Here is a 24,241-nt window from a genome sequence, read left to right as displayed (position 1 = left end):
ATAGGCAAAAGAGAAGAGCCCAAACGTAACGAGGGCTCTATTGGATGAGTATCGGGTCATTTGCAACAGGCGACCGGGTTGGCGTTAGCGCAACCCAGAACCATGAACCCGCCAGCGGAGTTAATGCCCAACGCGAAGCCATGGCTGCTTCCAACGCTTCCAACGGTCCACCCTCCACAGCTGGTTTGAGTTGTCTTTAGCGTCCTTCCCGAGCCACTATCAAACACGTAATTATTTTGATAGTCGCCATCGCTAAGGCTACCCAGAACGGGCCTAATAAACGCTGAGTTATTGGGAAGGTTAGGAAATGAGGTGGAGTTGGCAAACTCCACGGAAGTACACATTCTGCTTCCAGGGTAATCCGCCTGGCACAGTTGCGTCATGCCTGCGATCCCTGCATCCCCAGTCGTGGTGCCGTTAGATACGCCAACGTATTCCGCTTGTGTTTGTCTTGTGAGGCTGGCCGCTTCAAGGTCTTCAAGACGACGAATTATTGAAGCATCAGTATTCGTCATGTTGGTGTCTAAAACCTGTAAGCTCGAAATGTTGTTATCAATTCGGTCTGCAAGTTCCTGGAAGTTACCGTTAACCTCTGCGGCACGAATCGGGTCACCAGGCTGGAACTGATAATCTACAGGGTCTCCGGCACACAATGCGAACGCAGGGAGCATGTAAATTAATAGGCAGCATCTTTTCATTACGCTCTACCTTTTATCTATCACTATTTGCAACAGGCGATAGCGAATTCTGTGGTGCAGTTGGCGGTCAAAAACCTCCCAGTTTGGGATACTCTGATACCACTGTTCCCATTGTCACAGGATAGCCCTTGATTGGCGGACGTTATCCCTGAGCCTAAATCAAAGGTCGCCAGACTACTTGTACTTGATAACCCTGTTCCTGCTCCAGACATCACTGGTTTTACCCAATAATAGCCTTCAGGAACTTCTGGTATTTCGACCGTTCTTACGATCTCCAATGTGTTACAGACACGGCTTGCCGGATAATCAATTTGGCATTGCTTTGTCATTTCCAGTACGCCGATGTTTCCAGCCACCATACTGCTAGAGACGCCGATAAATTGAGAGTTAGTCACTGGTTGCTGCTGCGCCTCCAAAGCGGCGACGCGCGTGTCCAGGGCAGAGTTTTCGGCAGAGAGAGAGGAATCGAGATTACTTACAGCGGAGTTAGCCGAATTAATGCGGTCAGCCAACTCCTGAAAGTTGGCGTTGACTTCCGCAGCAATGATGGGATCGCCAGAGTTAAATTGATGACCAACAGGTTCGCCGGCACCCAAAGCGGTCGACAGTGGCAGGGCAGTGACTCCCAATATAAAGGCAGAGAGAAATGGTTTCATATGCGAGGTTCCTTTTGAAGGTATGTAATTCCATTTATATCTATTGGAATACTGCTGTATTCCAATGTGGCGCATCAGGGTGAATTTGTCCCCAGGTGGCATTCGTGTCATCCCAATCGGCCTCATCCCAGAGGGTTTCAGGAATCACGATGATAACTGGCTCTACAGTCAGTATGTAACTGGTGCTCTGGCCAAAATAATTATTACTTTCGGCCTCTTGGGCGATGATTTGAGCCTCTCCGGAACCTTTTATTGTCACCAGACCGTTACTATCGACACTTGCAACCTGTTCATTATTCGAACTATAGGACACATGACCGCCGTTACCGCCTTGGGCTGAATAGCTAAATGGAGGATCATCCTCAAACTTATTGACGTCCCCAGCAAAAAAGAGAGGAGTCCCAGCCGCTCCGGAAGCCTTGGCCACGACTACTTGATAACTGGCGGATTGCGATAGATAGTTTTCTGACTCAGCTTGAGTGGCGGTAATAACCGCGGCGCCTGCCCCTTTGATGCTAACGACGCCAGATTCTGTGTTTACGGAGGCCACGGTCGGATCACTCGAGGTATATCTGATGGCCTCTCCGTTGCCACCTTCGGCCGCTTGAACAAAGTCCTCATCGCCATAGGTGAGCAGCATGTCATCGCCGATGGTGATTGGCTTACCCGGAGCTTTTTTCACGGTCAGAAGATAACTGGTTGACTGGGAAAAGTATCGACTCGACTCCGCTTCAGATGCCGTAATCGTCGTGCGGCCAGCCCCGATTATGGTGACTTGACCACTGCTCGCGCCCACGGTGGCCACTGAGTTGTCGCTGGAACTGTAGGAAATGAAACCGTCATTACCACCAGACACCTTTTGGGAGAAATCGGCATCGCCATAAGTTTTCGTGACGTTTTGAGCAAAAAAGAGGGGGTGGCCGTGCTCTTTAGGAGGGGGCTCTTCGCCCGAAGAGTCATTGGAGCCACCACCACAACCGATCAAAATGGAGGCGGAAACCATTAAAAGAATATAACGAAATAATACAAACTGCGATGCCATGAGCAACACCCTTTTGACGCGCTACCTATCCTTGGCAGCCATGCCTTTTTATCGCGAAAAATGAAACGATGTCAAATGCATGGGGGCGTTTATCGGACTGGACTTGCTCCAGAATCGCCGAGTGCAATACCTCACCTTGGCTAGCACTCGTTACAGCGCTAGGTAGGCAGTGATCTAACCGCCTTTCTCAGACAGTCAGCGAATTGCGTAGGTGAAAGCAGATTTTTTATGACGCCCCCGGCAAAGTTTGATCGGAGGTGTTAAGGGTGAACGGGGTAAAGGCGGCGAGAGGGGCGCTTTATCAGCTGATGGTGTGGTTTTGGGTGCTCGATGTACAGTCATGGCGGCTCTTGTCACAGGGTTAATCCTGAGTGAGGTCGCGTCTATTAGGCGGTAAGCAGTCTGCGAACTCTTGTTGAAGAGCCGTAATGGCGCCCTGCTGTCCGGGATCGCCTGAAAGGATAACAAGGAACATCCCCACCATGATGGAAAGACCATTTGATGCCCTCAACGCTTGTTCTAATAGGGCTTCAGGGTAGCCAGCCGCATGACGATGTATTGCGTGAATACCGCCGTGGACAAATGAGCTCAAGGGCTTCCATGAATACTCTTTAAACTCCAACAACATACTCACAGCCTCTTGGGGAGCTTTGCCATCGAGTTTATTGAGCATTTCACCGAGCATGGGGACTTTTTCACCTCGCTTTGCGGTCTCGGCAGTTAATACCGCTGTCAGCTTCTCTACTGCGGTATCTGACGCGGAGTAGAAGAGCCATATCGCTCTTACAGCAGCTTCAAATTGAAGCCGAAGCAGACCCACGGCGGACGTGAAGTTGCCGTTAGAGATGAGAAGCCTGGCACTCTCGGCATGCTCGTATGAAACACTACAAAGAGTATGAGCCCCCATGGTTCGGGGATTGCTCTGGTAGGGAGCTAGCAGCTGGATGCGGCTTATCACTACATCGAGTTCTGCCGAGCGTCTGAGTAATGTGTTCAAGTCTGTCCCATTGATTATTGTTTTGGCTGCTTCGCGTACTGGCGTCTCCGGCGATAGACCATTTCGAATGCATAATAATTGTCTTTAAGACCGCTGCATCCGATTACCTTAGCTTTCGTGTTAACGCTTCTCATGATCTTTTGGGTGATGCCGCGGATGCTGGGGCGCCTAATCTGCTCAAACGCTGAAATAGAGAACCCTTCGAGATTGTTAGGGCGAAGAGGGAGCATCTGTCTTGCTGGCAAGTTATGACGACTAATGGAGCCATTTTGCAGTGGATTGCGTTGAAGCGCAAAGTGCAGAAAATCGAGGCTTGGCCGAAGGATTAGGCCAGGAAGGGCAGAAGAAAGCTTTGGTTTGGGGTCGGCACAAGTGCGGCACAAAATCTTTCACCATTTTTAAATTTTTGAATTTAAAGGTGAAAAGTGAGGATATGGCCTCCCCAAGAGGACTCGAACCTCTATCGGCCGCTTAGGAGGCGGCTGCTCTATCCTGTTGAGCTATGGGGAGTTGGCGCCATTTTAACGGCTTTCTTTTCGCAAATGAAAGCGTTGAGTTCCGAGTGGGGAAATTCTGACCGCTCGATTATAGGCCGGTGCGACAAGTTAGAGCGGAAGATAGGGCATGGGGGGGATTTTTGCCCCGGCAGGCGTGATGCCGCCGGGGCGGTATCTCAGAGTCTGTTGGGCAGGGCGTCCCGGATGGTGTCGACATCGCTGGTGGCGAGGTTCTTGCCCAGCTCCTGCGCGACATGTTTTTGCAGCGGGGTGCTCTGGTGTTTACGCAGCTCTCCGAGAAACTGCGGGGGTGCAACGACGTAGAGCTTGCCGAGTTCACCCTCGTTTCGGGCCTGCTCCAGGGTTTCACACACGCTCGATGCGAAGCGGCTAATGCCTTCCTGCTGAGCCTTGGCCTCGTGGCCCATGTCTCCTTTGCGATTATGTCCCTGCCGATCGGAGACGATATCACCGCGATGAAGTCGGCCTGAGGGATTGGTCAGTGCGTACTGTTCGACGATAGGGCCGCTGGCCTGTTCATTGGTGAAAAAACGTGCGTGGCAGCTGTCAGCGACAAGAACCCAGGTGTCTGGCATGGTCTTTCCTCTCTCATAAGGCCGAGTGGCATGCCTCTGGGGTGAATGCCTGGAGGATGCGGTTCGGCAAGCGGTTTTCCCAGCCAGAGTATAGTCGTCGTGCCATGACTTCGCGGGGCCACCGGCGTAGGCGCGAGTGTCCGGTGCTAGGCTCTTGGCGGCGATCGAGAGTGAGTTCAGACAGAAACCGAGTCGAAGTCGATTCATTAAACAGCCAAGATAAACGTGATAAAAAACGCTTTTTGCTTCAATTTTCCTCGTTCGCAAGCGAAGCTGGAGGGAGCCGGGATTTTGCGTGCCAGATCACGGGATAAATCACAGAAAAATAGGACGTAAACGCTAGGGTGATGAGGATAATACCTCACTCTCAGACGGGATAACCCCGGATGGATGCCAGAGGGTGCGTTTGCGCTTCTGAACAGAATGAAAGGATGGGTTCGCTATGACTGCAACCAAATCGGCAGTGTTGCAACTGCTTTCGCCGATGACCGGGATCGCCTGCCCACTGGCGCAGGTACCGGATCCGGCTTTTGCCCAGCGACTGGTCGGGGATGGCTACGCCATTGATCCGACGGAATCGCTGCTATGTGCCCCCTGCGATGGGACGGTGACCCAAGTTCACCCCGCCTGCCACGCGGTCACCTTGACCACGGACAGTGGTGCCGAGCTGCTTATCCACGTCGGTGTCGATACGGTCAAGCTCGGTGGGGAGGGGTTTACCGCCCGGGTGCAGCAGGGGGAGCGGGTAACGGCGAAAACACCGCTGCTGGAACTGGACCTGGACCGGATCGCGATGAAAGCACGTTCACTGCGTACCGTGGTGCTGCTGACCGACCAGGACAGGATCCTCTCGTTGACCCCCACTGAAGAGGCCTTCGTTCGTGTGGGTGACCCGCTGTTTAGTGTTGAGTTTAAAGCGTCGGCTGACGGGGATGCCCCTGCAGCGCAGGATCTGGAGTCGATGCAGGCTTCTGAATCGGTTCGCATCATCAACCCAGTAGGGTTGCATGCCCGCCCCGCGGCCGCGCTGGCAGCCATTGCCAAGCGCTTCGACAGCGCGGTGCTATTGAAAAAAGATGAGTCGGTGGTCAACGCCCGCTCCGTGGTGGCACTGATGGGCCTGAATGTCGCCTTTGCCGATGAGGTGCAGGTGTTGGCGCAGGGCGAAGATGCGGAGGCGGCGATCCGCGCCGTGGTTGCCGGGCTTGAGTCTGGCCTTGGTGAGGCGGGTGCAGAGCCGGGCAGGGCCGAAGCGCAAGCGGAGCTGGATCTCTATGCAGAACCTTCGTTGCTCTTTGCTCAGGATGACGAAGAGGGCACCCTGCGCGGCGTCGAGGCGGCGCCGGGCCAGGTCCATGGCACCCTCTTCGTGGCGAACTCAGAACTGCCCCAGGTCGTGAAGCAGGGCAGCGGCGTTGGTCAGGAGCGGGAGGCGCTGACACAGGCGGTGGAGACTGCCGGGAAGACGCTCGAGGAGACCGTGGCCGACCTGCGAGCTAAGGGGATGGGGCAGAAAGCGGACATCTTCGTGGCGCACCAGGAGTTGCTGTCGGACCCGGATCTGTTCGATGCGGCGATGGCGGCGATCGCCCAGGGCCAATCCGCCGGTTACGCCTGGGCGGAGGCGGTGAGCGAGCAGGCGAAACAGCTGGCATCAATGGACAACGTGGTGCTGGCAGGCCGGGCTGCCGATCTTCGGGATGTTGGGGAGCGGGTCTCCCGTCTGCTGGCGGGCCTTCCGCAACGGGCGATCCCATCGGATCTGCCTGCAGGCACCATCCTGGTGGCGCGGGAGCTGACCCCTTCAGATACCGCCGAGCTCGACCCTGAGCGGGTCGTGGGGATGGTGACGGTCCAGGGCGGCAGCGCCAGCCACAGTGCCATTCTCGCCCGGGCACTGGGGATCGCAGCACTGACCGGCGTGGATGAACGGGTGCTGGAGTTGCACGACACCCCGGCACTGCTGGATACCGGCGCGGGTTTATTGAGCCTGAACCCCTCCGGTGCGCAGTTGATGGCATTGGCCCAGCATCAGGAGCAGCAGGCGCAGCGCGATGCCGAAGCTTTTGCCAGTAAGGATGAGCCGGCGATCACCCGGGACGGTGTACGAATCGAGGTGGCCGGTAACATCGCCAAGGCGGAGGACGCGCTTAAGCTGGTGGCCAATGGCGGAGAAGCGGTGGGCCTGTTGCGCACGGAGTTTCTCTACGAGGCATCGCCGGTCTTCCCGAGCGAAAGTGAGCAGGAGCAATCCATTCGAGCCGTGCTCGCGGCACTTGAGTCGCGGCCCCTGGTGGTGCGTACGCTGGATGTGGGCGGTGATAAGCCCCTGCCCTACCTGCCGCTGCCCAAAGAGGATAACCCTTTCCTCGGGGAGCGGGGACTGCGGGTGGGCTTGGACAAACCCGTGGTGCTGCGCCAGCAGTTGCGCGCACTGCTTAAGGCCAGTGACGCGGGGCGGGTGCGGATCATGTTCCCCATGGTCTCCAGCCTGTTTGAGCTGAAACTGGCCAAGCGGATCCTGGCCCAAGAGGCCGAGGCGCTGGGGGTCAACCTGGACGATATCGAGGTGGGGATCATGATCGAGGTGCCTTCTGCGGCACTGATGGCGGACGTGCTGGCCCCCCACGTGGATTTCTTCTCTATAGGCACCAATGATTTGACCCAGTACACCCTGGCGATCGACCGGGGGCATCCCAAACTGGCGGCGATTGCCGATGGCCTTCACCCGGCGGTACTGAGGCTGATCAAGGCCACCACCGACGCGGCACGCAAGGCCGGCAAGTGGACGGGGGTCTGTGGCGGTCTGGCGGGCGAGCGGGATGCGGTGCCGCTGCTGGTGGGACTGGGGGTGGACGAGCTGTCCTGCTCGGTGCCGGTTATTCCCCAGGTTAAACAGCAGGTTCGTAACCTGAGCCGGGAGGCCTGTGAGTCACTGGCCGATGCCGCCATGGCCTGTGCCGATGCGGCGGAGGTTCGCGCCCAGATGCAGGCATTTCATGCCACCTTGGATGGTCACTAGTCGGGCCATTGAGGCCAGGATGGAAAAACAACGATTATGAGTATTATGACTAACGCATTCGCGACCCTTCAGAAGGTCGGTAAGGCCCTGATGCTGCCGGTTTCGGTTCTTCCGGTGGCGGGGATCATGTTGGGGGTCGGCGCCGCACAATTCAGCTTCCTGCCGGCGATCGTCTCCTCCCTGCTGCAGCAGGCCGGTGGTGCCGTGTTCGAGAACATGGCACTGCTCTTTGCCATGGGGGTGGCCCTGGGCTTCACCCGCAACGACGGTGTGGCGGCGGTGGCGGCGCTGATCGGTTACGAGATCATGGGCAAGACCATCACCCTGCTGGCACCGGGCACCGATACCGGTGTCCTCGGGGGGATCATCGCCGGCGGGATCGCCGCCTGGGCCTTCAATCGCTTCTTCAAGCTTGAGCTGCCGGTTTACCTTGGCTTCTTTTCCGGCAAGCGGGCGGTGCCGATCATCACCGGCTTTGCCGCCATCCTGGCCGGTGCCCTGTTGACGGTGGTGTGGTGGCCCATCGGCGCCGCCATCGATACTTTCTCCCACTGGGCGGCGTACCAGAATCCGACCCTGGCTTTTGGCATCTACGGCGTGGTGGAGCGGGCGCTGATCCCCTTTGGTTTGCACCATGTCTGGAACGCCCCCTTCTTCTTCGAAGTGGGCAGCTACACCCTGCCGAGTGGCGAAGTGGTGCGGGGGGTGCTGTCCCGCTTCATGCAGGGTGACGGCAGCGCCGGGCAGCTGGCGGGCGGTTACTTCTTCAAGATGTTTGGCCTGCCTGCGGCCGCCGTGGCGATCTGGCACAGTGCCCGTCCGGAGAATCGTGCAAAGGTCGGCTCCTTGATGGTGTCGGCGGCGCTGACCTCCTTCCTTACCGGGATCACCGAACCGATCGAGTTTGCCTTCCTGTTTGTGGCGCCGGTGCTTTACGGGATCCATGCCCTGCTGGCCGGCTCCGCCTACGTGGTCTCCAATGCCCTGGGGATTGTTCACGGCACCAGCTTCTCCCACGGCCTGATCGATTTCGTGGTGCTGAGTCCCAATGCCCAGAAGATCCCGCTGATGCTGGTGGTCGGGCTGGGTTACGCGGTGGTTTACTACGTGGTGTTCCGGGTGGCGATCAAGGCCCTGGACCTCAAAACACCGGGGCGGGAGATCGAGGCCCAGGAGGCGATGATCAGTGCCACCGGCACTGAGCGTGCCAGCCAGTTTATCGAGGCGTTTGGTGGGCCCGACAACCTCTCCAACGTGGATTCCTGCATCACCCGGCTGCGGATGACGGTTGTCGATCCCGGCAAGGTGGACCAGGCGCGCCTCAAGCAGTTGGGCGCCTCCGGTGTGCTGGTATCCGGGAATGCCATCCAGGCCATCGTGGGTACCATTGCCGAGAACACCAAGACGGAGATGGAGGAGCTGCTGCGCAGCGGTGGTTTCACGCCCTCGGCGGCCGCCACCCCGGCGTCCGAGGAGGCCCGCGACCAGGGGGTGGCCATGGACCCCGAGATGCAGGCCCAGGCCGACGCACTGAAGGCTCAGCTGCCCGGGCTGAAATCCGCGGCTTCCGTGGCGGACAATCGGCTTCGGATCAACGTCGCTGATACCGCTGCCCTTGATGCCGAGGCGTTGTCAGCCTTGGGGGTGGTGCACCTGCTGGTGCTCAACGCCAACACGGCCCACCTGCTCTTTGCGGACAATACCGAGGCGCTGGGCTCCGCCCTGGGTCAGGCGGTTCGATCCTAAGCGTCATAAAGCTGTTCAAGCGGCCCCCGGGATCTCCGATCCCGGGGGCTTTTTTGTTTTTTGGCCCTTCGGTGCCACAAAAATCGAACGGATCTTCCATCACTCCCCCTCCTTCTCTGTGGGCTGTTCTAAGCTCAATGCAGCACCTTGGCATGGCCGCCAACGACCTAAACTTTGGAGTGATATGTGGCTGAAAAAACCTTAAAACTGCTCTTCGTCGGTGCCTGCGGCAGTGCGCTTGCGCTGCTGCTCTGGCTTCCGGATGTTGAGCTGTCCGGTGAACTTCTCAGCCTGGTCCTCTCCCTTACCGTTCCCCCGCTTCTGCTGTTAACCATCCTGGTTCTGGCACTGGGCTTGTTGGCCGCTTCGCTCAGCCTCCTCTTTGTGACCCCGAAGAGCTACTGGCAGCGCTGGCTCAGGGGCTGGCCGGATCCGGCGGTGATCCTCGACAGCGAGGGGCGGACGGTGGCCATGAGTCGGGCAGGTCAGATCTGGCTGAACAAGAGTGGTTTCCAGGGGGAGCAGGCCTCCGGCGTCATCGAGCTCGAAGGCGCCATCGCCCCGGGTCAGCGGGCACACTTCCAGCACCAGAGGGATCTTTTTTTCAAAACCGACGGTGAACTGGGCAGCCGGGTCTGGCTCTCCTTCAGTGAGCCGGACCGCAAAGTGCTGCTGCGCTTCAAGCGTCTCTCCTTTCGCCGACGCCCCTATGCCCTGGCCCTGCTGAGTGTGCGGGCGGCCCACTGCGACGAGGTGGGGCAGGGGGTCTCTGATCTGGCGCAGCGCTTTGCCGATACCTTCGAGCTGGGGGCCATTGGCCTGGCGCACATGAGTCTCAGTGGGCACTTTATTAATGTAAACCAAGCATTTACCGATTTTATCGGTTACAGCAAGGAGGAGTTGGTGGACCGGGAGTTGCACAGCATCACCTGCCCTGAGGATGTCCCCGGGGATCTGCGCCAGTTCGAGACCTTGCTCTCCGGCCAGCGCAGCCACTACTGCGCCGATGTGCGATACCTGCACCGGGATGGCCATCGTGTCTGGGGCCGGTTGACGGTGACCCTGGTGACGGCGGATCCGGATTATTTCATTGTGGCCATCGAGGATGTGAGTGAGGAGAAGCGCGCCCAGCGGGCCCTGTCGGCCTCGGAGCACAAACTACGGGTAATGGTGGAGTATTGGTCCGAACAGGCACTGGCCTGGATCGCCACGCCGGACCTGACCCGCTTCCACTATGTTAATGCGGGCGTGGAAACCCTCCTGGGCCGCACAAGAGGGGAGCTGTATGACAACCCTGGTTTGTTGCTGTCCCAGATCCACCCTGAGGACAGGGATGCGGTGATGGCCGGTCGGGGGGATCGCCTGGCGGCCCAGGGGTGGGATCTCCAGTACCGGGTCTGCCGTCCGGATGGGACCATCCGGTTTGTGCGGGACCGGGGGCAGGGGATCCTCGATGGCGAAGGGGAGCAGCAGTACTTGGTGGGGGTGATCCAGGATGTGACGGACGAAGTTCGGCGTCGGGATGAACTGCACGGCTCGCTGCAAAAGCTCAACCGAGCTTATTGTGAACTCTCCGAGTCGGCCCGCATGGAGCCGCTCACCGGGCTACTCAACCGCCAGGCCTTTATGATGGAGTTGCGACGGGAGAGCGTGCGCTGTCAGCGCCATGGGAGCAGCGCGGCGCTGGTGTTTATCGACCTCAACGACTTCAAGGAGATCAATGATGAACTCGGCCACGGCATCGGTGATCAGGTGTTGATCAAGGTGGCAGAGTACCTCAAGCAGAACGTCCGTCAGTCGGATATGGTGGGTCGATTCGGGGGGGATGAGTTCCTGATATTGCTGGTGAATACCGACGAGGGCCAGGGGGAACAGTTTTGCCAGGGGATCCTGGATCCTGGGGTGCCGCTGGCGATACCAGGTTGCGATCGCGCTATCCTGCGCCTCTCCTGGGGGGTGTGCGCGCTCGATGGGCAGGATCTCAGCTGTGATCAGGCGCTGGAGGTCGCGGACCAGCGGATGTACCGGCACAAGCAGCGCAGTAAAAGGGCGCTGCCTGCGCCGAACAGTGCAAAGGGTGAGGAGAAGTCCGGGGCACACACTGTGGCGTAAGGGGCCCCGTCAGGCGGTCACCCCGCCAAGCGGTCGGTCGCGACCTTGTAATCCGGATCCTCCAGCAGGTTGACCTCCACCAGATCCCCCGCTTTATCCAGTAACTGCCGACATTCGGCACTCAGGTGGCGCAGGTGAAGGCGCTTGCCCTCCCGCAGGTAACGCTCAGCCAGGGTGTCGATCGCCTCCAGAGCGGAGTGATCCGCGACCCGGGAGTCCCGAAAATCCACGATCACCTCCTCGGGGTCGTTCTTGGCGTCGAACAGATCCAGGAAACTGGTAACTGAGGCGAAAAACAGTGGCCCCTGGGGCTGGTAGCTCTTCCAGCCCTGCTCATTGATGTGGGTCTTGGCCGTCATATGGGTGGCATGCTCCCAGGCGAAGCGCAGCGCGGAGATCACCACGCCCACAAAGACCGCGACCGCCAGATCGGTGATTACCGTCACCGCCGATACCAAAACAATCACCATGGCATCCGCCTTGGGGATCTTGCCCATGATCCGCAGGCTCGACCATTCGAAGGTCCCCAGAACCACCATGAACATGACGCCCACCAGGGCGGCGATGGGGATCATCTCGATCAGATGGGCACCGAACAGGATAAAGCCGAGCAGGAACAGTGCTGCCGAGGCGCCGGAGAGTCGGGAGCGGCCGCCGGAGTTGATGTTGATCATCGACTGGCCAATCATGGCGCAACCGCCCATGCCGCCGAAGAAACCGGTCACGACGTTGGCGGCACCCTGGCCCACACACTCGCGGTTGCCCTTGCCTCGGGTCTGGGTCAGTTCGTCCACTAGGGTCAGAGTCAGCAGGGATTCAATCAGGCCGATGGCGGCTAGCACCAAGGCGTAGGGAAAGATGATGGTCAGGGTTTCCCAGTTCAGGGGCACCGCCGGGATGGCGAAGGTGGGCAGGGTACCCTCCAGGGTGGCGGTGGTGTCACCGGTCATGGCACGGACAAAATCCACCACGGAGGCGGTGTCCAGATCCAGTCCGTGCACCAGTCCGGTGACCACCAGGATCGCCGCCAGGGAGGAGGGGAAGGCGGTGGTGATCTTGGGCAGGAAGTGGATGATCGCCATGGTCAGTGCGATGAGCCCCAGCATCAGATAGAGCGCCTGTCCCTGCATCCAGACCCAGTTACCCGTGGCGTCCTGAACCTTGAACTGACCCAACTGGGCCAGGAAAATAACGATGGCGAGGCCATTAACAAACCCCAGCATCACTGGGTGGGGCACCAGACGGATGAACTTTCCCAGTCTCAGGGCACCGGCGAGGATCTGCAGCAGCCCCATCAGGACCACAGTGGCAAAGAGGTACTGGATCCCGTGGTCCGCCACCAGCGCCACCATCACCACCGCCAGTGCGCCGGTTGCGCCGGAGATCATGCCGGGCCGGCCACCGAAGATGGCGGTGATCAGGCCGACCAGGAAGGCGGCGTAGAGCCCCACCATGGGCTCGACCCCGGCCACGAAGGCGAAGGCCACGGCTTCGGGCACCAGGGCCAGCGCAACGGTGAGGCCGGAGAGCAGATCGGCACGAACCGTGGCGTCTGGGTTACTGCGAAGTTCAAACATAGGAGAGGAGACCTGACGGGTTGAAAGGGAAGGGTTGGCGCGGCAAAGTACCAGTCGCCGGAAGTGTTGTCAAAATGTATCAAAAGCTGGCATTTGTGTGACAATGGCGACAGGTTCACCACCACAGCAGAACAATAAGCGCGTTTGGGAGCGATGGAATGTCTGAGCAGTTAAAGATAGGGGTAGCCCTGGGCAGTGGGGCCGCAAAGGGGTGGGCGCATATTGGTGTGCTCAAGGCACTGATCGAACTGGATATGGCCCCGCAGGTGGTGGCCGGGTGCTCCATCGGGGCCTTTGTCGGCGCTGCCTATGCCGCCGGTAAGCTGGACGCGTTGGAGGATTGGGTGCTGAGCTTCTCCAGCTGGGATGTAATGGGGTTGATGGATCCCTCCTGGCGCCGTGGTGGCCTGATCGAGGGCGACAAGGTGTTTGATATTGGCGGCAGCGCCATCGGGTTAAGCAGCCTGGATGAGTTGACCATGCCCTTCATGGCCGTGGCCACGGATCTTTACACCGGACAGGAGGTGTGGCTGGACCAGGGCGATCTGAAGGAGAACATCCGTGCTTCCTGTTCCATTCCGGGCCTGATGCTGCCCAAGAAGATTGGCGATCGCTACCTGGTGGATGGGGCGGTGGTCAACCCGGTGCCGGTCTCAGCTTGCCGGGCGCTGGGCGCGGATATGGTGATCGCGGTGGACCTGCACGGGGAGAGTCGTCAGCACCGGGATGGGGTGGTCAAGATGGACACGCCGGTGCCGGAGGCGCAGAAGACGCGGCAGGCAGCCGACAGCGGTTTCATGGATTTTTTGATCACCGGCCGGGATGTGCTGAGTCGTCTCAAGCGCACCTTTACCAGTGAGCATCCAAGCTCGGTGGCGGTGATGCACCAGGCGATGGCGATCCTGGAGCAGCGGCACAAGCGCTCCCGGCTGGTGGGGGATCCGCCGGAGGCGATGGTCCTGCCTAGGGTGGGGGCGATCGCCACCATGGAGTTCCAGCGTGCCAGCGAAGCGATCGCCGCCGGGGAAGCGGCGGTGGCGAGGGTCGCGGACCAGCTGGAAGCGGAGCGGGAGCGTTACGAGAACGGCCGTAACGGCCACTGAACCCGCGGCCTGGTGAATCCTTACTGACTGGGCTCGCTCAGGGGCGCTCAGCCCGAAGAGTTTCCAGGCCGCCCCCGTTGTGCACCTGGCTGTACCCCATCGCCTCCAACGTTGCCTGGGCGATGCCCGAGCGGCGACCACTGCGGCAGTACACCACGATGGGCTGGTCCGGCGACAGTGACAGCCCCCCGATCTGTTCGCCGATGCGATCATAGGGGATATGCTTAGCGCCACTGAGGTGCCCTTGGGCAAACTCTTCGTCGGAGCGGACGTCGATCACCACCGCGCCCTGCTGGATCCACTGCCAGGCCTGGCGTGCAGCCTGGGCAGCGGGAGCGGGAGCGGGAGTTGAGGCTTCGGTCGCGGCGCTGTCCACCTCGCCTTGAGCCAAAGGGAGAGCCAGGGCAGAGGGGAGCAGGGCGCCCGTGGCCATAAGCAGGGCGAGGGCGCCCTGGGTCAAATGCTTATTTAACATCATGTCCTCGTTTTGGGTTGCTGGGCCAGTTCGCGCTCGGAGCGCAGTCCCAGTTTACGCATCACCATGGTCGCAGGGCAAAAGCCGGTAAAGGCGTTTTGCATCAGGTTGGCGCCAACAAACACGGTTAACCAGACGAACATGGGGTGGACCCAGACGGTCAGTGCCACGGAGAGCAGAACCATGAAGCCCGCGAAGGCGTACAGGGTGCGCTCGGTGGAGTTGGGTAGGGTACAGAACGATCTCTCTTTGCTCATGATGAACTCCTTTTAGTTTGATGGGGGTCGGTGTGCAGTCCAACCCCGTTACCGGTCAATAGCTGTAGCGTACCCGCAACCAGCCATTACTGTTGTCGGCCAGTTGGCCGAAGAAGGTGTGGTCCTCCTGCCCTCCCAGCAGGTTAAAGCCAGCGGCGAAAGACCAGTTGTCGTCCAATCGGTAACTGGCCTGGGGGCGCAGGTAGAAATCTTCGTCACTGGGGCTGTAGAAGGCGAACAGCGAGAGCACCAGGGCCTCCTGCATCGCCCGGTAATCCAGTCGCATCGTGGTGAGGTGACGGTTCTGATCCGCCAGGGTCTCCGGATAGGGTTGAACGTCACGCCACTGCCCATAGTCCCTCAGGTGCTCCAACTGGTACTGAACGCCCAGGGTCAGGTTGGTGATCAGCTCCTGCTGGTATCCAGCCAGCAGCATCAGCTTATCCGCCGGCTGGCGGGGGTTGTCGCCATCCTGATCTTTGTAGTCGTACCAGGCGCCCTCCAGGTTGAACAGGCCGGCGCCCAGGGGGAGCACCATGCTGGCACCCAGGCTGTTGAGCCGGGCGAAATCGGGCCGGCCCTGACTATCCACCGCTTCCGGCTGTCCGCCGTACCCCCAGTAGCCGTAGACCGCCCACTCCAGGGTTCGGGCATTACCGACCTCCGCATTGCCGAAAATACGGGCCGCCAGGGCATCGTCGCTGGGTTCATCCACATCCAGCCCCGGGGCCACCGGGCCGCCGATCACCGGATTGTAGAAGCTGAAGCGATCGCCGCTGAGGTAGTTGTCGCTCTCAAAACGCGGGATCCACGCCAGATCCAAGTTGGCTCGACCCGGGCCGAAGTAACTGACTTTGATGGCATTGGTGGGTGCCTTGAGATACTCATCGTCCAGACCGGAAAAGAACGCCTGCCAATCCTTGGGAAAGAGGTCGTTCAAGAACAGGAAATCACCGGTTCCCCAGGTCAGCACCTGGCGGCCCACCTTGATGTCGGTGTGATCCCCGGCCGCAAAGCCGATGGTGAGCTCGCGAATGTCCAGTTGCCAACCCTCGACCACATCGTCGTAACGCAGGTCAGCCCGCAGATCGCCCCGGATCTTGTCACTACGATAGCCGGTTTCGAACCGGCCCCGGGCTTCGCCCAAGGTCTGGCGTGGCAGTCCGGCGCCATCCGATTGCAGCCGGTAGCCGGCCCCCAGTTCGATAAAGCCGCTGGGCCGTTGCCAGGGGGAGATTCTGGCCTCCTCCCAGTTGTCGCCCCACTCATCGTCCCCCCAATCGTCGCCTGCCCACGCCAGCGGAGCGAACAGTGCCAGCATCAGGGCAAGTCGTGGGCTCATGGGATCTTTCATCTTGACCAACTCCTCGCTACCAAAAGTGATACCGCTTAGCGCAGGTACTGGGTGGGTGGTGTGCGCATGCTGCGCTCGCTGAAGATGGACTCCGGCAGGCCCAGGTCGTACTCAACGCCGCGAAACTCCATCAGGGTGGCGCCGCCGCTGCGCAGATCTTCCACCTTGGAGCGCACCACGGTGGGGTGGCCCTGCACGGTTTCCACCTTGGCCACGGAAACCCGACGATAGAGATTGTCCTGGCCATCACGGTACTCCGCCTTCATTGGCAGGAAGGTGGTTTTGTCGATCCAGACACGGTAGTGAGTAAACTCGACGCTGCCCGGGTCTTTCGGGGTGGCATCGATGACGTAGTGCTCGTCGGTCTCCTCTACGAGGGCGAAACTGTCCTCCCTGGGATTGCGACCGGAGACATCCTCGTAGAAGAAGTGACTGCCCACGAAGGAGGTGCGTTTGTCACCGGCGCTGATCCGGCGCAGCAGATCCAGCCCCGGCAGGTAGAGCCAGCGGTCGTCATCACTGGCGATCTTTTTCTCCACCCGGAACACGGTCCCGCGCACGTCGGAGGGGCGGGAGAAAAACACCAGCATTTGCTGATCCCCCAGTGCCTCCTTGGTGCGGCGCAGGATGGTGAACTGACGCAGCTGTTCACGGCCCTGGTCGTCGATGATCTTCATCCGCGCCTGGCTGCGGCCATCGTCTCCGGCGTAAAAGGAGGCCTGGTTGGCCTTGTTGATGATCTGCTCGGCGCTCAGTTCGCTGGCCTGGACAGTGAGAGTGCTGCCGATGGCCAACAGGGCGATAAGTGTTTTTTTGATCGGGGTGTTCATCATCATTCTCCTGAATTCGATTGAGGAGCAGTGGCGTCCTGCTTGCCGGACGGCGTTGGCAGAGCCCATCTCTGCAGCAGGGTCAGTGCCGCCGGGAGCAGCAGCAGGGTGACGCTGGCGGACACCGCCATGATGGAGGCCATCAGCACGCCCACGGTGATGTAGGGCACCAGCGGGGCCAGCAGCAGCGGGGTGAATCCCAGCGCGATCACGATGGCGTTGCGGCTGATTGCCCGGGACGGCTCCTCAAACATCAGCTTGAGGGTCACCGGGAGGGAGCCGGTCTCCTTGTGGATCGCCCGGGTCCGCTCCAGGAAGTGGATGGCAAAGTCCACCGACAGCCCCAGCGCCAGCGCCGAGAGGACGGCGATAGGCATGTCGTAGTCCTTACCCAGCCAACCCACCAGGCCGTAGATGAAGGCGATGGTCAGGGTCAACGGCAGCATGGCGATAAGGCCATAGAGCGGTGAGCGGAACAGCAGCGCCATCATGATAAAGACGATGACGAAGGCGGAGGCCAGGCTGCCCGCCATGCCGCTAACCATGGCATCCTGCCAGATCACGTTGATGTAAGCCTTGCCCGCCCAGTGTGCTTCCAGCCCCTGTGGGAGCGGGTGCGCGTCGAGGTAGTCGTCGATCCGGGCCACCACCTGGTTCATGTGCTGGTTGTCACCGGAGGTGAGCTGCAGCCAGATCAGGCTCTGACGGTAGTCGCGGCTGACGAAGTGCCAGAGATCGTCCGGTCGGTGGGAGGACTGGAACTGAAGCAGGGTCTGGGCCACGCCGGCGGCACTGCCGGGCAGGACGAAGTCTTCCGGCTTGCCGGAGCGCAGTTCACGGTTAACGGTCTTGACGATGTCCGGCAGGGCGTTGGATTTGCCCACCAGGCCACTTTGCTGCAGGTCCGCCTGCAAGCCGGCCATCCAGCTGAGCACCTTGGGGTCCAGGAAGCGGCGGCTCTGCTCGGCCAACGGCTCCAGTTGGGCAACGGCGGCCTCAATGGCGTCCAGGGTGGCGTCATCTTCGGCACTGAAAGCGCGGTCATCCAGCTCGGTGAGCAGGTCGGCGATGGCCTGAGGAGTGAGCGCTTCCTGGGACAGGGTGATGCCTACCGCCGCCAGGTTCTGCGCCAGAGTCTCCCGGGTGGTGCTGTCCAGCAGGGCATTGTTGTCCTGCAGCACCAGCCACGCATCGTAGGTGCCGGCAAAGTGGTGATTGAGTACCTCGTCGGCGATGCGGATGTCGTGATCGGCCTTGAACCAGCGCACCGGGTTGTCGTTGATCTGGATCCGGCTGATCCCCGCCAGGGAGGCCAGCAGGATCACCCCAGCACCGATCAGCAGGGCTTTGTGTTTGTTCATGGCGAAGCGGCCGAGGCTGGGCAGGGTGCGGGCCAGCAGACCGCTGTGCTCACTCTCGCCATGCAGTCTCGCCTGCATGCTGTCCAGGGTGGCGGGTTTCAGGCGGACCACGTAAGCGGGCACCAGCAGGACACTGATCAGGAACGCCAGCAGGATCCCGCTGCCGACGAAGGCACCGAAGATCTGCACCGGCGGGATCGGCGTCAGCATCAGGGAGTAGAAGCCGACGGCGGAGGTGACGGAGGTGAACAACATGGGGTTGAAGAGGTCCTCCATCACCTCGCTGATCACCGCCTTGGCATCATCACCGGCCCGGTAGCGGTCGGTAAAGTCGGACATGATGTGAACGCTGTCCACTACTGCGATGGGCATCAGGAAGATGGCGATCATCGAAGACATGATATGGACGGTGAAGCCCATGCCGATGAGGGTACCCATGGTGGCGATCACCGTGGCCATCGCCACCAGCATCGGGGCGACCACCAGGGGGACGCTGCGGAAGAAGAACCACATCAGGGCGAAGATCATCGCGCCGGCCATGGGGGCGGAGATCGCCATCTGCACGAACATCTCTACCCCGAACTGGTTCTCCGCTACTGGGAGGCCGGTGATGTGGTAGTGATCGTCGGAGTCCAGGGTGGTGATGAGGGCGCGGATCTGCTCGGCCACCTCGAAGCTGTCCTCCTTGTGGTAGAGGGGGACGTAGATCGCCGCGGCCTTGCCGTCGCCGGAGACCAGGGTGTTGTCCAGCAGCGGCAAGCGGGCCACCGCTTCACCGATGGCGGCGGCCGCGGCCTGGGTCTGGGGAGCCTGACGCATCAGGTACTCGAAGCGGATGGTGCCGGGCGCGCCCTGGGTGATGTTGTCCGAGGTAGAGAGGGCCAGGGTTTCGCCGGGAACAACGCCGTCGAGCTTGAGGATCTCGCTGGTCAGGGTGTGCAGCGCCAAGAGCGAGCGCGGGGTGAATATCCCGTCCGGGCCATCGGCAATGGCGCCCACGACGATGCTGTCGTACATGGTGAAGTCGCTCTTGACCTGGTTGTGGAAAACACGGGCAGGATCGTCGTGGGCGAGCATGTTCTCCGGATCGGTGTCGATCTGGATATTGGGGATCAGCGCTGCAGTGGCGATCACCAGCGCCAGAATCGCAGCGAAGACGCGTCTGGGGTGCTCGGTAGCAAAGCGAATGACCTGAGATCTCATGGGGGCTCCAGGATATAAGGCAAATCTAATGTAGTTGAGCTAAGCATAAATTAGCCTTTTCTAATTTACAAGAATTAGTGATGCCTAATTTAATTATGGGCCAGGCAGTGTCGGGAGGTGGAAGAAAGTGGTGCGAGGGTTTCAGCGTCGAATCGGGCCTGTCCCGGAGCGGGAGCAGCATAGGCCTTTAAGTATCGGAAGGGAGATAAAAAAAGGAGCCGTTAAGGCTCCCTTGGTATCGGTGCGGGCCTGCTTACAGGCGCGCCAGGATGGCGTCGGTGAACGCCTGGGTGCCGGCGTTACCGCCCAGGTCGCGGGTGACGCACTCGCCGGCCGCGATGGTGTCGCGAACCGCATCGCGGATCTTGCCCGCCTGCTCGGCCATGCCCAGGTACTCCAGCATCTGGACGGCACCGAGGATCAGAGCGGTGGGGTTGGCCAGATCCTGACCGGCGATGTCCGGTGCACTGCCGTGAACCGCTTCGAAGATCGCCGCATCGGTGCCGATGTTGGCACCGGGCGCGAGGCCCAGGCCGCCGATCAAGCCGGCGCAAAGGTCGGAGAGGATATCGCCAAACAGGTTGGTGGTCACTATGACGTCAAACTGGCTCGGGTCCATCACCAGCTTCATGCAGGTGGCGTCGACGATCATCTCTTCGAACTCGATCTCGGGGAACTCCTTGGCCACTTCGCGGGCCACTTTCAGGAACAGGCCGGAGGTGGACTTCATGATGTTGGCTTTGTGCACGGAGGTCACCTTCTTGCGACCCTCCTTGCATGCCAGTTCAAAGGCGAAGCGGCAGATCCGCTCTGCACCCTCCCGGGTGATGACGCTCATCGCTTCGGCGATGGTGCCATCTTCGGAGACCTTCTGGCCGATGCCGGAGTACATCCCTTCGGTATTTTCGCGGATAGTGATGATGTCCACGTTATCATAGCGGGCACGGGTGCCCTTGAGTGACAGCACTGGGCGTACGTTGGCGTAGAGGTTGAACGTCTTGCGCAGGCTGACGTTGATGGAGGTGAAGCCCTCGCCGATGGGGGTGGTCAGGGGACCTTTCAGGGTCACCTTGTTTTTCTCGATCAGATCCAGGGTTTGCTGGGGGATCAGTTCACCATGTTTTTCCAGTGCGGTGAGGCCCGCGTCGGCAAATTCGTAGGTAAAGTTACAACCGGCTTTATCCAGGACCTTGAGGGTGGCGTCGACAATATCGGGCCCGATCCCGTCACCGGGGATCACAGTAATGGTGGTAGACATGCACGCATCCTTCCGCGTTGGTGTGATATTTTTCCATGCCCCTCTTATCCCTGATCGCAAGCATCTGTGACAGAGGTTGGGGGGCTTTGTTAGCATGATGCGGCGCTAAGTCTACATCTTTTCAACCCGTGCTGTAAGCGGTGGATAGGGTAAGGCGCAACAAATGGACGATTTGAGAGGAAGTATGGTGAAGAAACTGATTCTGGCCGCAGTGCTCTGGGCCGGTTGGGTGATCACGGCCCCGGCGGCGCCGGTCACACCGGAGGCGATCATGGCGTTCGAGACGCTCGAAGCCCCGGTGCTCAGCGACAACGGTGAGGTGGTGGCCTACGTGGGAAGGCCAGACCGGGGGGACCCCGTGGGTTACCTGCGCCGGGGCGATGGCCATACCTTCACTCTGCCTCGCGCGGCCGACCCCCAACTGTCCGCTGACGGTGCCTACGCCCTTTTTGTCACGCCCCCTGCGCTGCTCGAACGGGAGAACGCCGATAAAAAGGAGCGTAAGGCACTAAAAAGTGGACGCTTACTGGTAAACAGTCGCAGTGGTATGCAGCTGAGATTCGAACGGGTTAAGTCCGCCCAGTTCAGCCACGATGGGCGCTTTTTGCTGGTCTGGCATGAGGCCGATGAGGCGACGGACGCGCCAGGCGAGGAGAAAGCGGAGAGTGACAACGAACCCGCGCCGACCCTGGGCAGTCGCTTGATGATTCGCGACCTCAAGCGAAGCCTGAACAAAACCTTTGAACGGGTCCACCACCTCGAGGTTGCCGCCGACGGTTTCGGTATCGCGTTCAGCACTGCCACCGGTGAGTCAGCGGGTAACGGTATCTATCGGCTGGACTCGGATCTCAACCCGATCCTGGTTTGGCAGGAGAGTTCTGGGGTCAGCGGTGACCTTGCGCTCAGTCGTGATGGCCGCCACCTGGCCTTTACCTGGGGTGATGACGCCGTGCCCAAGCGCCAGCGGGAGCACCGTGTGGCCTACTACTTCGATGAGGATCTGCAGTGGCAGGATCTTAACCACGCCGACTACCTGGTGTCCGGGTTCAGCGAGCTGACCTTTTCCCGTGATGCCGAGCGTCTCTTTATCGGACGGCAGGCCCGGCGTCCCGAGGTTCGGACACCGGAGCCCTATGCGGACAACAAGGCGCTCAGGGACAGCGAAACCTTGCTGGCCCACCGGCAGGTGCAGGTTTGGCATGGCGATGATGAACGGATCAAGCCCAATGAGCAGAACCGCTTCGACGAGGAGTTTAAGCGCCAGTACCAGGGCGTCTGGCACCTCGATGATGACCTCTTCATTCAACTGACGGATCCCCTGGTGCCGGATCTGCAGTTGGCGGACAACACCCGCTACCTGCTGGCCCACAGCGATCAGCTCTATCGCAAGATGATCTCCTGGGCGGGTTTCTACCGGGACTGGTACCTGGTGGATCTGCGCACCGGCCAGCGTCGGCGCCTGGTGGAGCAAACGCTGGAAGCGGATGAGCCCAGCCTGTCGCCCCATGATGAGGCGGTGATCTGGCATGTCCGCGGCGCGTTGAAGTGGCACGACATCAAGGCCAACCGTACTGTCACCCTGGGCAAGGGGTTCGCCGACGAGGATCATGACTATCCCAGCCCGGCACCGGGCTACGGCATGGGTCCCTGGCTGGAGCCTGGCCAGGGCGCTCTGGTGTATGACAAGTACGACGTTTTCCAGGCTCGGGGCGGGGAGCTGACACGCCTCACCGAGGGACGGGACCGGCAGGAGATTTTCCGCGTGGTGGAGAGCGATCCTGAGGCGCGCTGGGCACAGAGCCAGGTGCCGCTGCTGCTGCATCGCCACAACGAAGTGACCCGGGAGGAGGGGCTGGCCCGCTACACCGTGGCCACTGAAACGATGGAACCTTGGCTCAGGGGGTCCCAGCGCTACCGCTTTGTTACCAAGGCCAAGGGGAGTGATGCCGCCCTCTTTACCCTGGAGCGTTACGATCGTTACCCGGATCTGCAGCGCAGTCTGGGCTGGCAGGGGCAGTTGGAGCAGGTGAGCCATCTCGGTAAGCAGTTGGAAACCCTCGATTGGGGCCGGGCCCAGCGGATCAGCTGGCGTTCTCGTAAGGGGGAGGTGCTCAGCGGCGTGGTGATCACCCCCCCGGGCTATGATGGCAGCGCCCCCCTGCCCACCATCGTCTACTTCTATCGCTTCATGAGCGATCGCCTGCACCAGTTCCCGCAGATGGCATTGAACCACAGGCCCAATTTTCCCTGGTTTGCCAGTGAGGGGTACGCGGTGTTCCTGCCGGATGTGCGTTTTGAGATCGGCCACCCGGGCCGTTCAACCGCGGATGCGCTGATCCCCGGGGTGGAAACCCTGATCCGGATGGGGATCACCGATCCCGATGCGGTGGGTCTGCAGGGGCACTCCTGGGCGGGCTACCAAAGCGCCCAGCTGGTAACCCTGACCGACATGTTCAAGGCGGTGGTGACCGGCGCTCCGGTTGCCAATATGACCTCCGCCTACACCGGCATCCGTCTGGGCAGCGGCCTTGGCCGCCAGTTCCAGTACGAGGCGGGTCAGAGCCGCATCGGTCGGAGCCTGTACGAGGCGCCGGAGCTCTATATCGAGAACAGTCCGGTGTTCCACGCAGAGAAGATCAACACTCCCATGGTGATCATGTTCGGTGACCGGGATGATGCGGTGCCCTGGGAGCAGGGGATAGAGCTCTACCTGGCGATGCGCCGCCTCAGCAAGCCGGTGGTGATGTTGCAGTACGAGGATGAACCACACCATCTGAAGAAGTACCCCAACAAACTGGATTACAGTCTCAAGATGATGGCGTTCTTTAACCACACCCTCAAAGGCGCACCGGCCCCACACTGGTGGCGTGATGGTGTGCCCTACAGTCCTGAGGATCCCAAGGAGTAGGGGTTCTAGGCCAGACAGACCAGGCACAAAAAACGGCCCCCGATGGGGCCGTTTTTTGTGCCTGCTGTTGGCGAGGGGGGAGCGTCGGCGGTTCGGTAAGAGGCCGCGTCTAGTCCGTTACGGCTGACAGGGCGGTGTTGCCCCAGGCGGTCAGTCGGTCATCCTGAAACAGTAACGGGGTGGTTTCATCCAGGGTGGTGAGGCCGTCGCCCTTGGTACGGTGGGTCCGGTAGCGCAGGATCTGCAGGTTGTGGCCGTCGCCATCTTCAAACGCCTCACTGAAATCCGGGCTGCCCAGCAGGGTGACCACTTCGCTGCGGGTCATCCCCAGTTCAAGTTGGGCCATGGTGGCCACGTTGTGGCGCTGCCGGTCGTCCCAGTCCAGATCGTCGGGCCCACCGTTACCGGGCTCCCAGAGGAGCACGACCACCACCACGAAGAGGACGTAAGCGCCAACGAGGCCAAGGATTAGGGGGAGCACTCGGGAGCGCTTGGCATGCGGTTTCATGGGGGAGTTGGCCTCTGAAGCAATCATCTTAGCCTTAGGTT

The 24,241-nt window shown here is 60.3% G+C and carries 18 protein-coding genes and 1 tRNA gene; 5 read left to right on the top strand and 14 right to left on the bottom strand.

Annotated elements, in window-relative coordinates; genetic code table 11:
* Window positions 1-56: 56 nt before the first annotated feature.
* The 6 genes from ABD997_RS00330 to ABD997_RS00305 form a co-directional block, all read right to left on the bottom strand.
* Complete coding sequence (locus ABD997_RS00330; RefSeq protein WP_345315034.1) at window positions 57-698, bottom strand: hypothetical protein; 642 nt, start codon at window positions 696-698, stop codon at window positions 57-59.
* 23 nt (window positions 699-721) lie between these two features.
* On the bottom strand, window positions 722-1,354 hold the full coding sequence (locus tag ABD997_RS00325; protein WP_345315033.1) for a hypothetical protein: 633 nt from the start codon (window positions 1,352-1,354) through the stop codon (window positions 722-724).
* A gap of 40 nt (window positions 1,355-1,394) precedes the next feature.
* A complete protein-coding gene (locus ABD997_RS00320; protein ID WP_345315032.1) occupies window positions 1,395-2,396 on the bottom strand; it encodes an Ig-like domain-containing protein in 1,002 nt (333 codons plus the stop codon).
* 361 nt (window positions 2,397-2,757) lie between these two features.
* Window positions 2,758-3,393: a DUF6988 family protein gene (locus ABD997_RS00315; protein WP_345315031.1), complete on the bottom strand. Its 636-nt coding sequence runs from the start codon at window positions 3,391-3,393 to the stop codon at window positions 2,758-2,760.
* 434 nt (window positions 3,394-3,827) lie between these two features.
* A tRNA-Arg gene (locus ABD997_RS00310) sits at window positions 3,828-3,903 on the bottom strand.
* 163 nt (window positions 3,904-4,066) lie between these two features.
* On the bottom strand, window positions 4,067-4,486 hold the full coding sequence (locus ABD997_RS00305) for a host attachment protein (RefSeq protein ID WP_345315030.1): 420 nt from the start codon (window positions 4,484-4,486) through the stop codon (window positions 4,067-4,069).
* A gap of 442 nt (window positions 4,487-4,928) precedes the next feature.
* On the opposite strand from ABD997_RS00305, the gene ptsP reads away from it, so the two are divergent.
* From ptsP to ABD997_RS00290, 3 genes are all read left to right on the top strand, one after another.
* Window positions 4,929-7,508: a phosphoenolpyruvate--protein phosphotransferase gene (gene ptsP / locus ABD997_RS00300; RefSeq protein ID WP_345315029.1), complete on the top strand. Its 2,580-nt coding sequence runs from the start codon at window positions 4,929-4,931 to the stop codon at window positions 7,506-7,508.
* 45 nt (window positions 7,509-7,553) lie between these two features.
* The gene (gene ptsG / locus ABD997_RS00295; RefSeq protein ID WP_345315028.1) at window positions 7,554-9,254 is read left to right on the top strand and encodes a PTS glucose transporter subunit IIBC; all 1,701 of its coding nucleotides are present in this window, start codon (window positions 7,554-7,556) and stop codon (window positions 9,252-9,254) included.
* A 186-nt stretch (window positions 9,255-9,440) separates the two neighbouring features.
* A complete protein-coding gene (locus ABD997_RS00290; protein ID WP_345315027.1) occupies window positions 9,441-11,366 on the top strand; it encodes a diguanylate cyclase in 1,926 nt (641 codons plus the stop codon).
* A gap of 17 nt (window positions 11,367-11,383) precedes the next feature.
* On the opposite strand, the gene ABD997_RS00285 is transcribed toward ABD997_RS00290, so the two are convergent.
* A complete protein-coding gene (locus ABD997_RS00285) occupies window positions 11,384-12,943 on the bottom strand; it encodes a SulP family inorganic anion transporter (RefSeq protein ID WP_345315026.1) in 1,560 nt (519 codons plus the stop codon).
* A 158-nt stretch (window positions 12,944-13,101) separates the two neighbouring features.
* Here ABD997_RS00285 and rssA point away from each other — a divergent pair, with 158 nt between their 5' ends.
* The gene (gene rssA / locus ABD997_RS00280) at window positions 13,102-14,046 is read left to right on the top strand and encodes a patatin-like phospholipase RssA (protein WP_345315025.1); all 945 of its coding nucleotides are present in this window, start codon (window positions 13,102-13,104) and stop codon (window positions 14,044-14,046) included.
* Between the two features lie 37 nt (window positions 14,047-14,083).
* Here the strand turns inward: rssA and ABD997_RS00275 are convergent, their stop codons facing one another.
* From ABD997_RS00275 to ABD997_RS00250, 6 genes are all read right to left on the bottom strand, one after another.
* Window positions 14,084-14,521 (bottom strand): rhodanese-like domain-containing protein, encoded by a 438-nt coding sequence (locus ABD997_RS00275; RefSeq protein ID WP_345315024.1) that lies wholly within the window; start codon window positions 14,519-14,521, stop codon window positions 14,084-14,086.
* Entirely contained in the window at window positions 14,521-14,778 is a 258-nt protein-coding gene (locus ABD997_RS00270) for a YgaP family membrane protein (RefSeq protein ID WP_345315023.1), read from the bottom strand. The genes ABD997_RS00275 and ABD997_RS00270 overlap by 1 nt, the downstream gene beginning before the upstream one ends.
* A 55-nt stretch (window positions 14,779-14,833) precedes the next feature.
* Window positions 14,834-16,120, bottom strand: a complete 1,287-nt coding sequence (locus ABD997_RS00265) for a hypothetical protein (RefSeq protein ID WP_345315022.1) — start codon at window positions 16,118-16,120, stop codon at window positions 14,834-14,836.
* Window positions 16,121-16,167: 47 nt separating this feature from the next.
* Window positions 16,168-16,962, bottom strand: a complete 795-nt coding sequence (locus tag ABD997_RS00260) for an outer membrane lipoprotein-sorting protein (RefSeq protein ID WP_345315021.1) — start codon at window positions 16,960-16,962, stop codon at window positions 16,168-16,170.
* A gap of 2 nt (window positions 16,963-16,964) precedes the next feature.
* Window positions 16,965-19,526, bottom strand: coding sequence for an efflux RND transporter permease subunit (locus tag ABD997_RS00255; protein ID WP_345315020.1), 2,562 nt, complete (start codon window positions 19,524-19,526; stop codon window positions 16,965-16,967).
* 253 nt (window positions 19,527-19,779) lie between these two features.
* Window positions 19,780-20,784: an isocitrate dehydrogenase gene (locus ABD997_RS00250; protein WP_345315019.1), complete on the bottom strand. Its 1,005-nt coding sequence runs from the start codon at window positions 20,782-20,784 to the stop codon at window positions 19,780-19,782.
* Window positions 20,785-20,971: 187 nt separating this feature from the next.
* Between ABD997_RS00250 and ABD997_RS00245 the strand changes: the two genes are divergently transcribed.
* Complete coding sequence (locus tag ABD997_RS00245) at window positions 20,972-23,692, top strand: alpha/beta hydrolase family protein (RefSeq protein ID WP_345315018.1); 2,721 nt, start codon at window positions 20,972-20,974, stop codon at window positions 23,690-23,692.
* Between the two features lie 109 nt (window positions 23,693-23,801).
* Here ABD997_RS00245 and ABD997_RS00240 read toward each other — a convergent pair whose 3' ends face one another.
* Complete coding sequence (locus tag ABD997_RS00240; RefSeq protein ID WP_345315017.1) at window positions 23,802-24,200, bottom strand: DUF3192 domain-containing protein; 399 nt, start codon at window positions 24,198-24,200, stop codon at window positions 23,802-23,804.
* Window positions 24,201-24,241 lie beyond the last annotated feature (41 nt).

Origin of the sequence: Ferrimonas gelatinilytica (assembly GCF_039544205.1) — a bacterium.
Lineage (GTDB): Bacteria > Pseudomonadota > Gammaproteobacteria > Enterobacterales > Shewanellaceae > Ferrimonas > Ferrimonas gelatinilytica.
This window is presented reverse-complemented; position numbering and strand designations above follow the sequence as displayed.

What these genes read in the sequence shown, in the direction of transcription:
- ABD997_RS00330 (WP_345315034.1), bottom strand. Translation starts at nt 698, where the DNA reads ATGAAAAGATGCTGCCTATTAATTTACATGCTCCCTGCGTTCGCATTG.
- ABD997_RS00325 (WP_345315033.1), bottom strand. Translation starts at nt 1,354, where the DNA reads ATGAAACCATTTCTCTCTGCCTTTATATTGGGAGTCACTGCCCTGCCA.
- ABD997_RS00320 (WP_345315032.1), bottom strand. Translation starts at nt 2,396, where the DNA reads ATGGCATCGCAGTTTGTATTATTTCGTTATATTCTTTTAATGGTTTCC.
- ABD997_RS00305 (WP_345315030.1), bottom strand. Translation starts at nt 4,486, where the DNA reads ATGCCAGACACCTGGGTTCTTGTCGCTGACAGCTGCCACGCACGTTTT.
- ptsP (WP_345315029.1), top strand. Translation starts at nt 4,929, where the DNA reads ATGACTGCAACCAAATCGGCAGTGTTGCAACTGCTTTCGCCGATGACC.
- ptsG (WP_345315028.1), top strand. Translation starts at nt 7,554, where the DNA reads ATGACTAACGCATTCGCGACCCTTCAGAAGGTCGGTAAGGCCCTGATG.
- ABD997_RS00285 (WP_345315026.1), bottom strand. Translation starts at nt 12,943, where the DNA reads ATGTTTGAACTTCGCAGTAACCCAGACGCCACGGTTCGTGCCGATCTG.
- rssA (WP_345315025.1), top strand. Translation starts at nt 13,102, where the DNA reads ATGTCTGAGCAGTTAAAGATAGGGGTAGCCCTGGGCAGTGGGGCCGCA.
- ABD997_RS00275 (WP_345315024.1), bottom strand. Translation starts at nt 14,521, where the DNA reads ATGTTAAATAAGCATTTGACCCAGGGCGCCCTCGCCCTGCTTATGGCC.
- ABD997_RS00270 (WP_345315023.1), bottom strand. Translation starts at nt 14,778, where the DNA reads ATGAGCAAAGAGAGATCGTTCTGTACCCTACCCAACTCCACCGAGCGC.
- ABD997_RS00265 (WP_345315022.1), bottom strand. Translation starts at nt 16,120, where the DNA reads ATGAGCCCACGACTTGCCCTGATGCTGGCACTGTTCGCTCCGCTGGCG.
- ABD997_RS00260 (WP_345315021.1), bottom strand. Translation starts at nt 16,962, where the DNA reads ATGAACACCCCGATCAAAAAAACACTTATCGCCCTGTTGGCCATCGGC.
- ABD997_RS00255 (WP_345315020.1), bottom strand. Translation starts at nt 19,526, where the DNA reads ATGAGATCTCAGGTCATTCGCTTTGCTACCGAGCACCCCAGACGCGTC.
- ABD997_RS00250 (WP_345315019.1), bottom strand. Translation starts at nt 20,784, where the DNA reads ATGTCTACCACCATTACTGTGATCCCCGGTGACGGGATCGGGCCCGAT.
- ABD997_RS00240 (WP_345315017.1), bottom strand. Translation starts at nt 24,200, where the DNA reads ATGAAACCGCATGCCAAGCGCTCCCGAGTGCTCCCCCTAATCCTTGGC.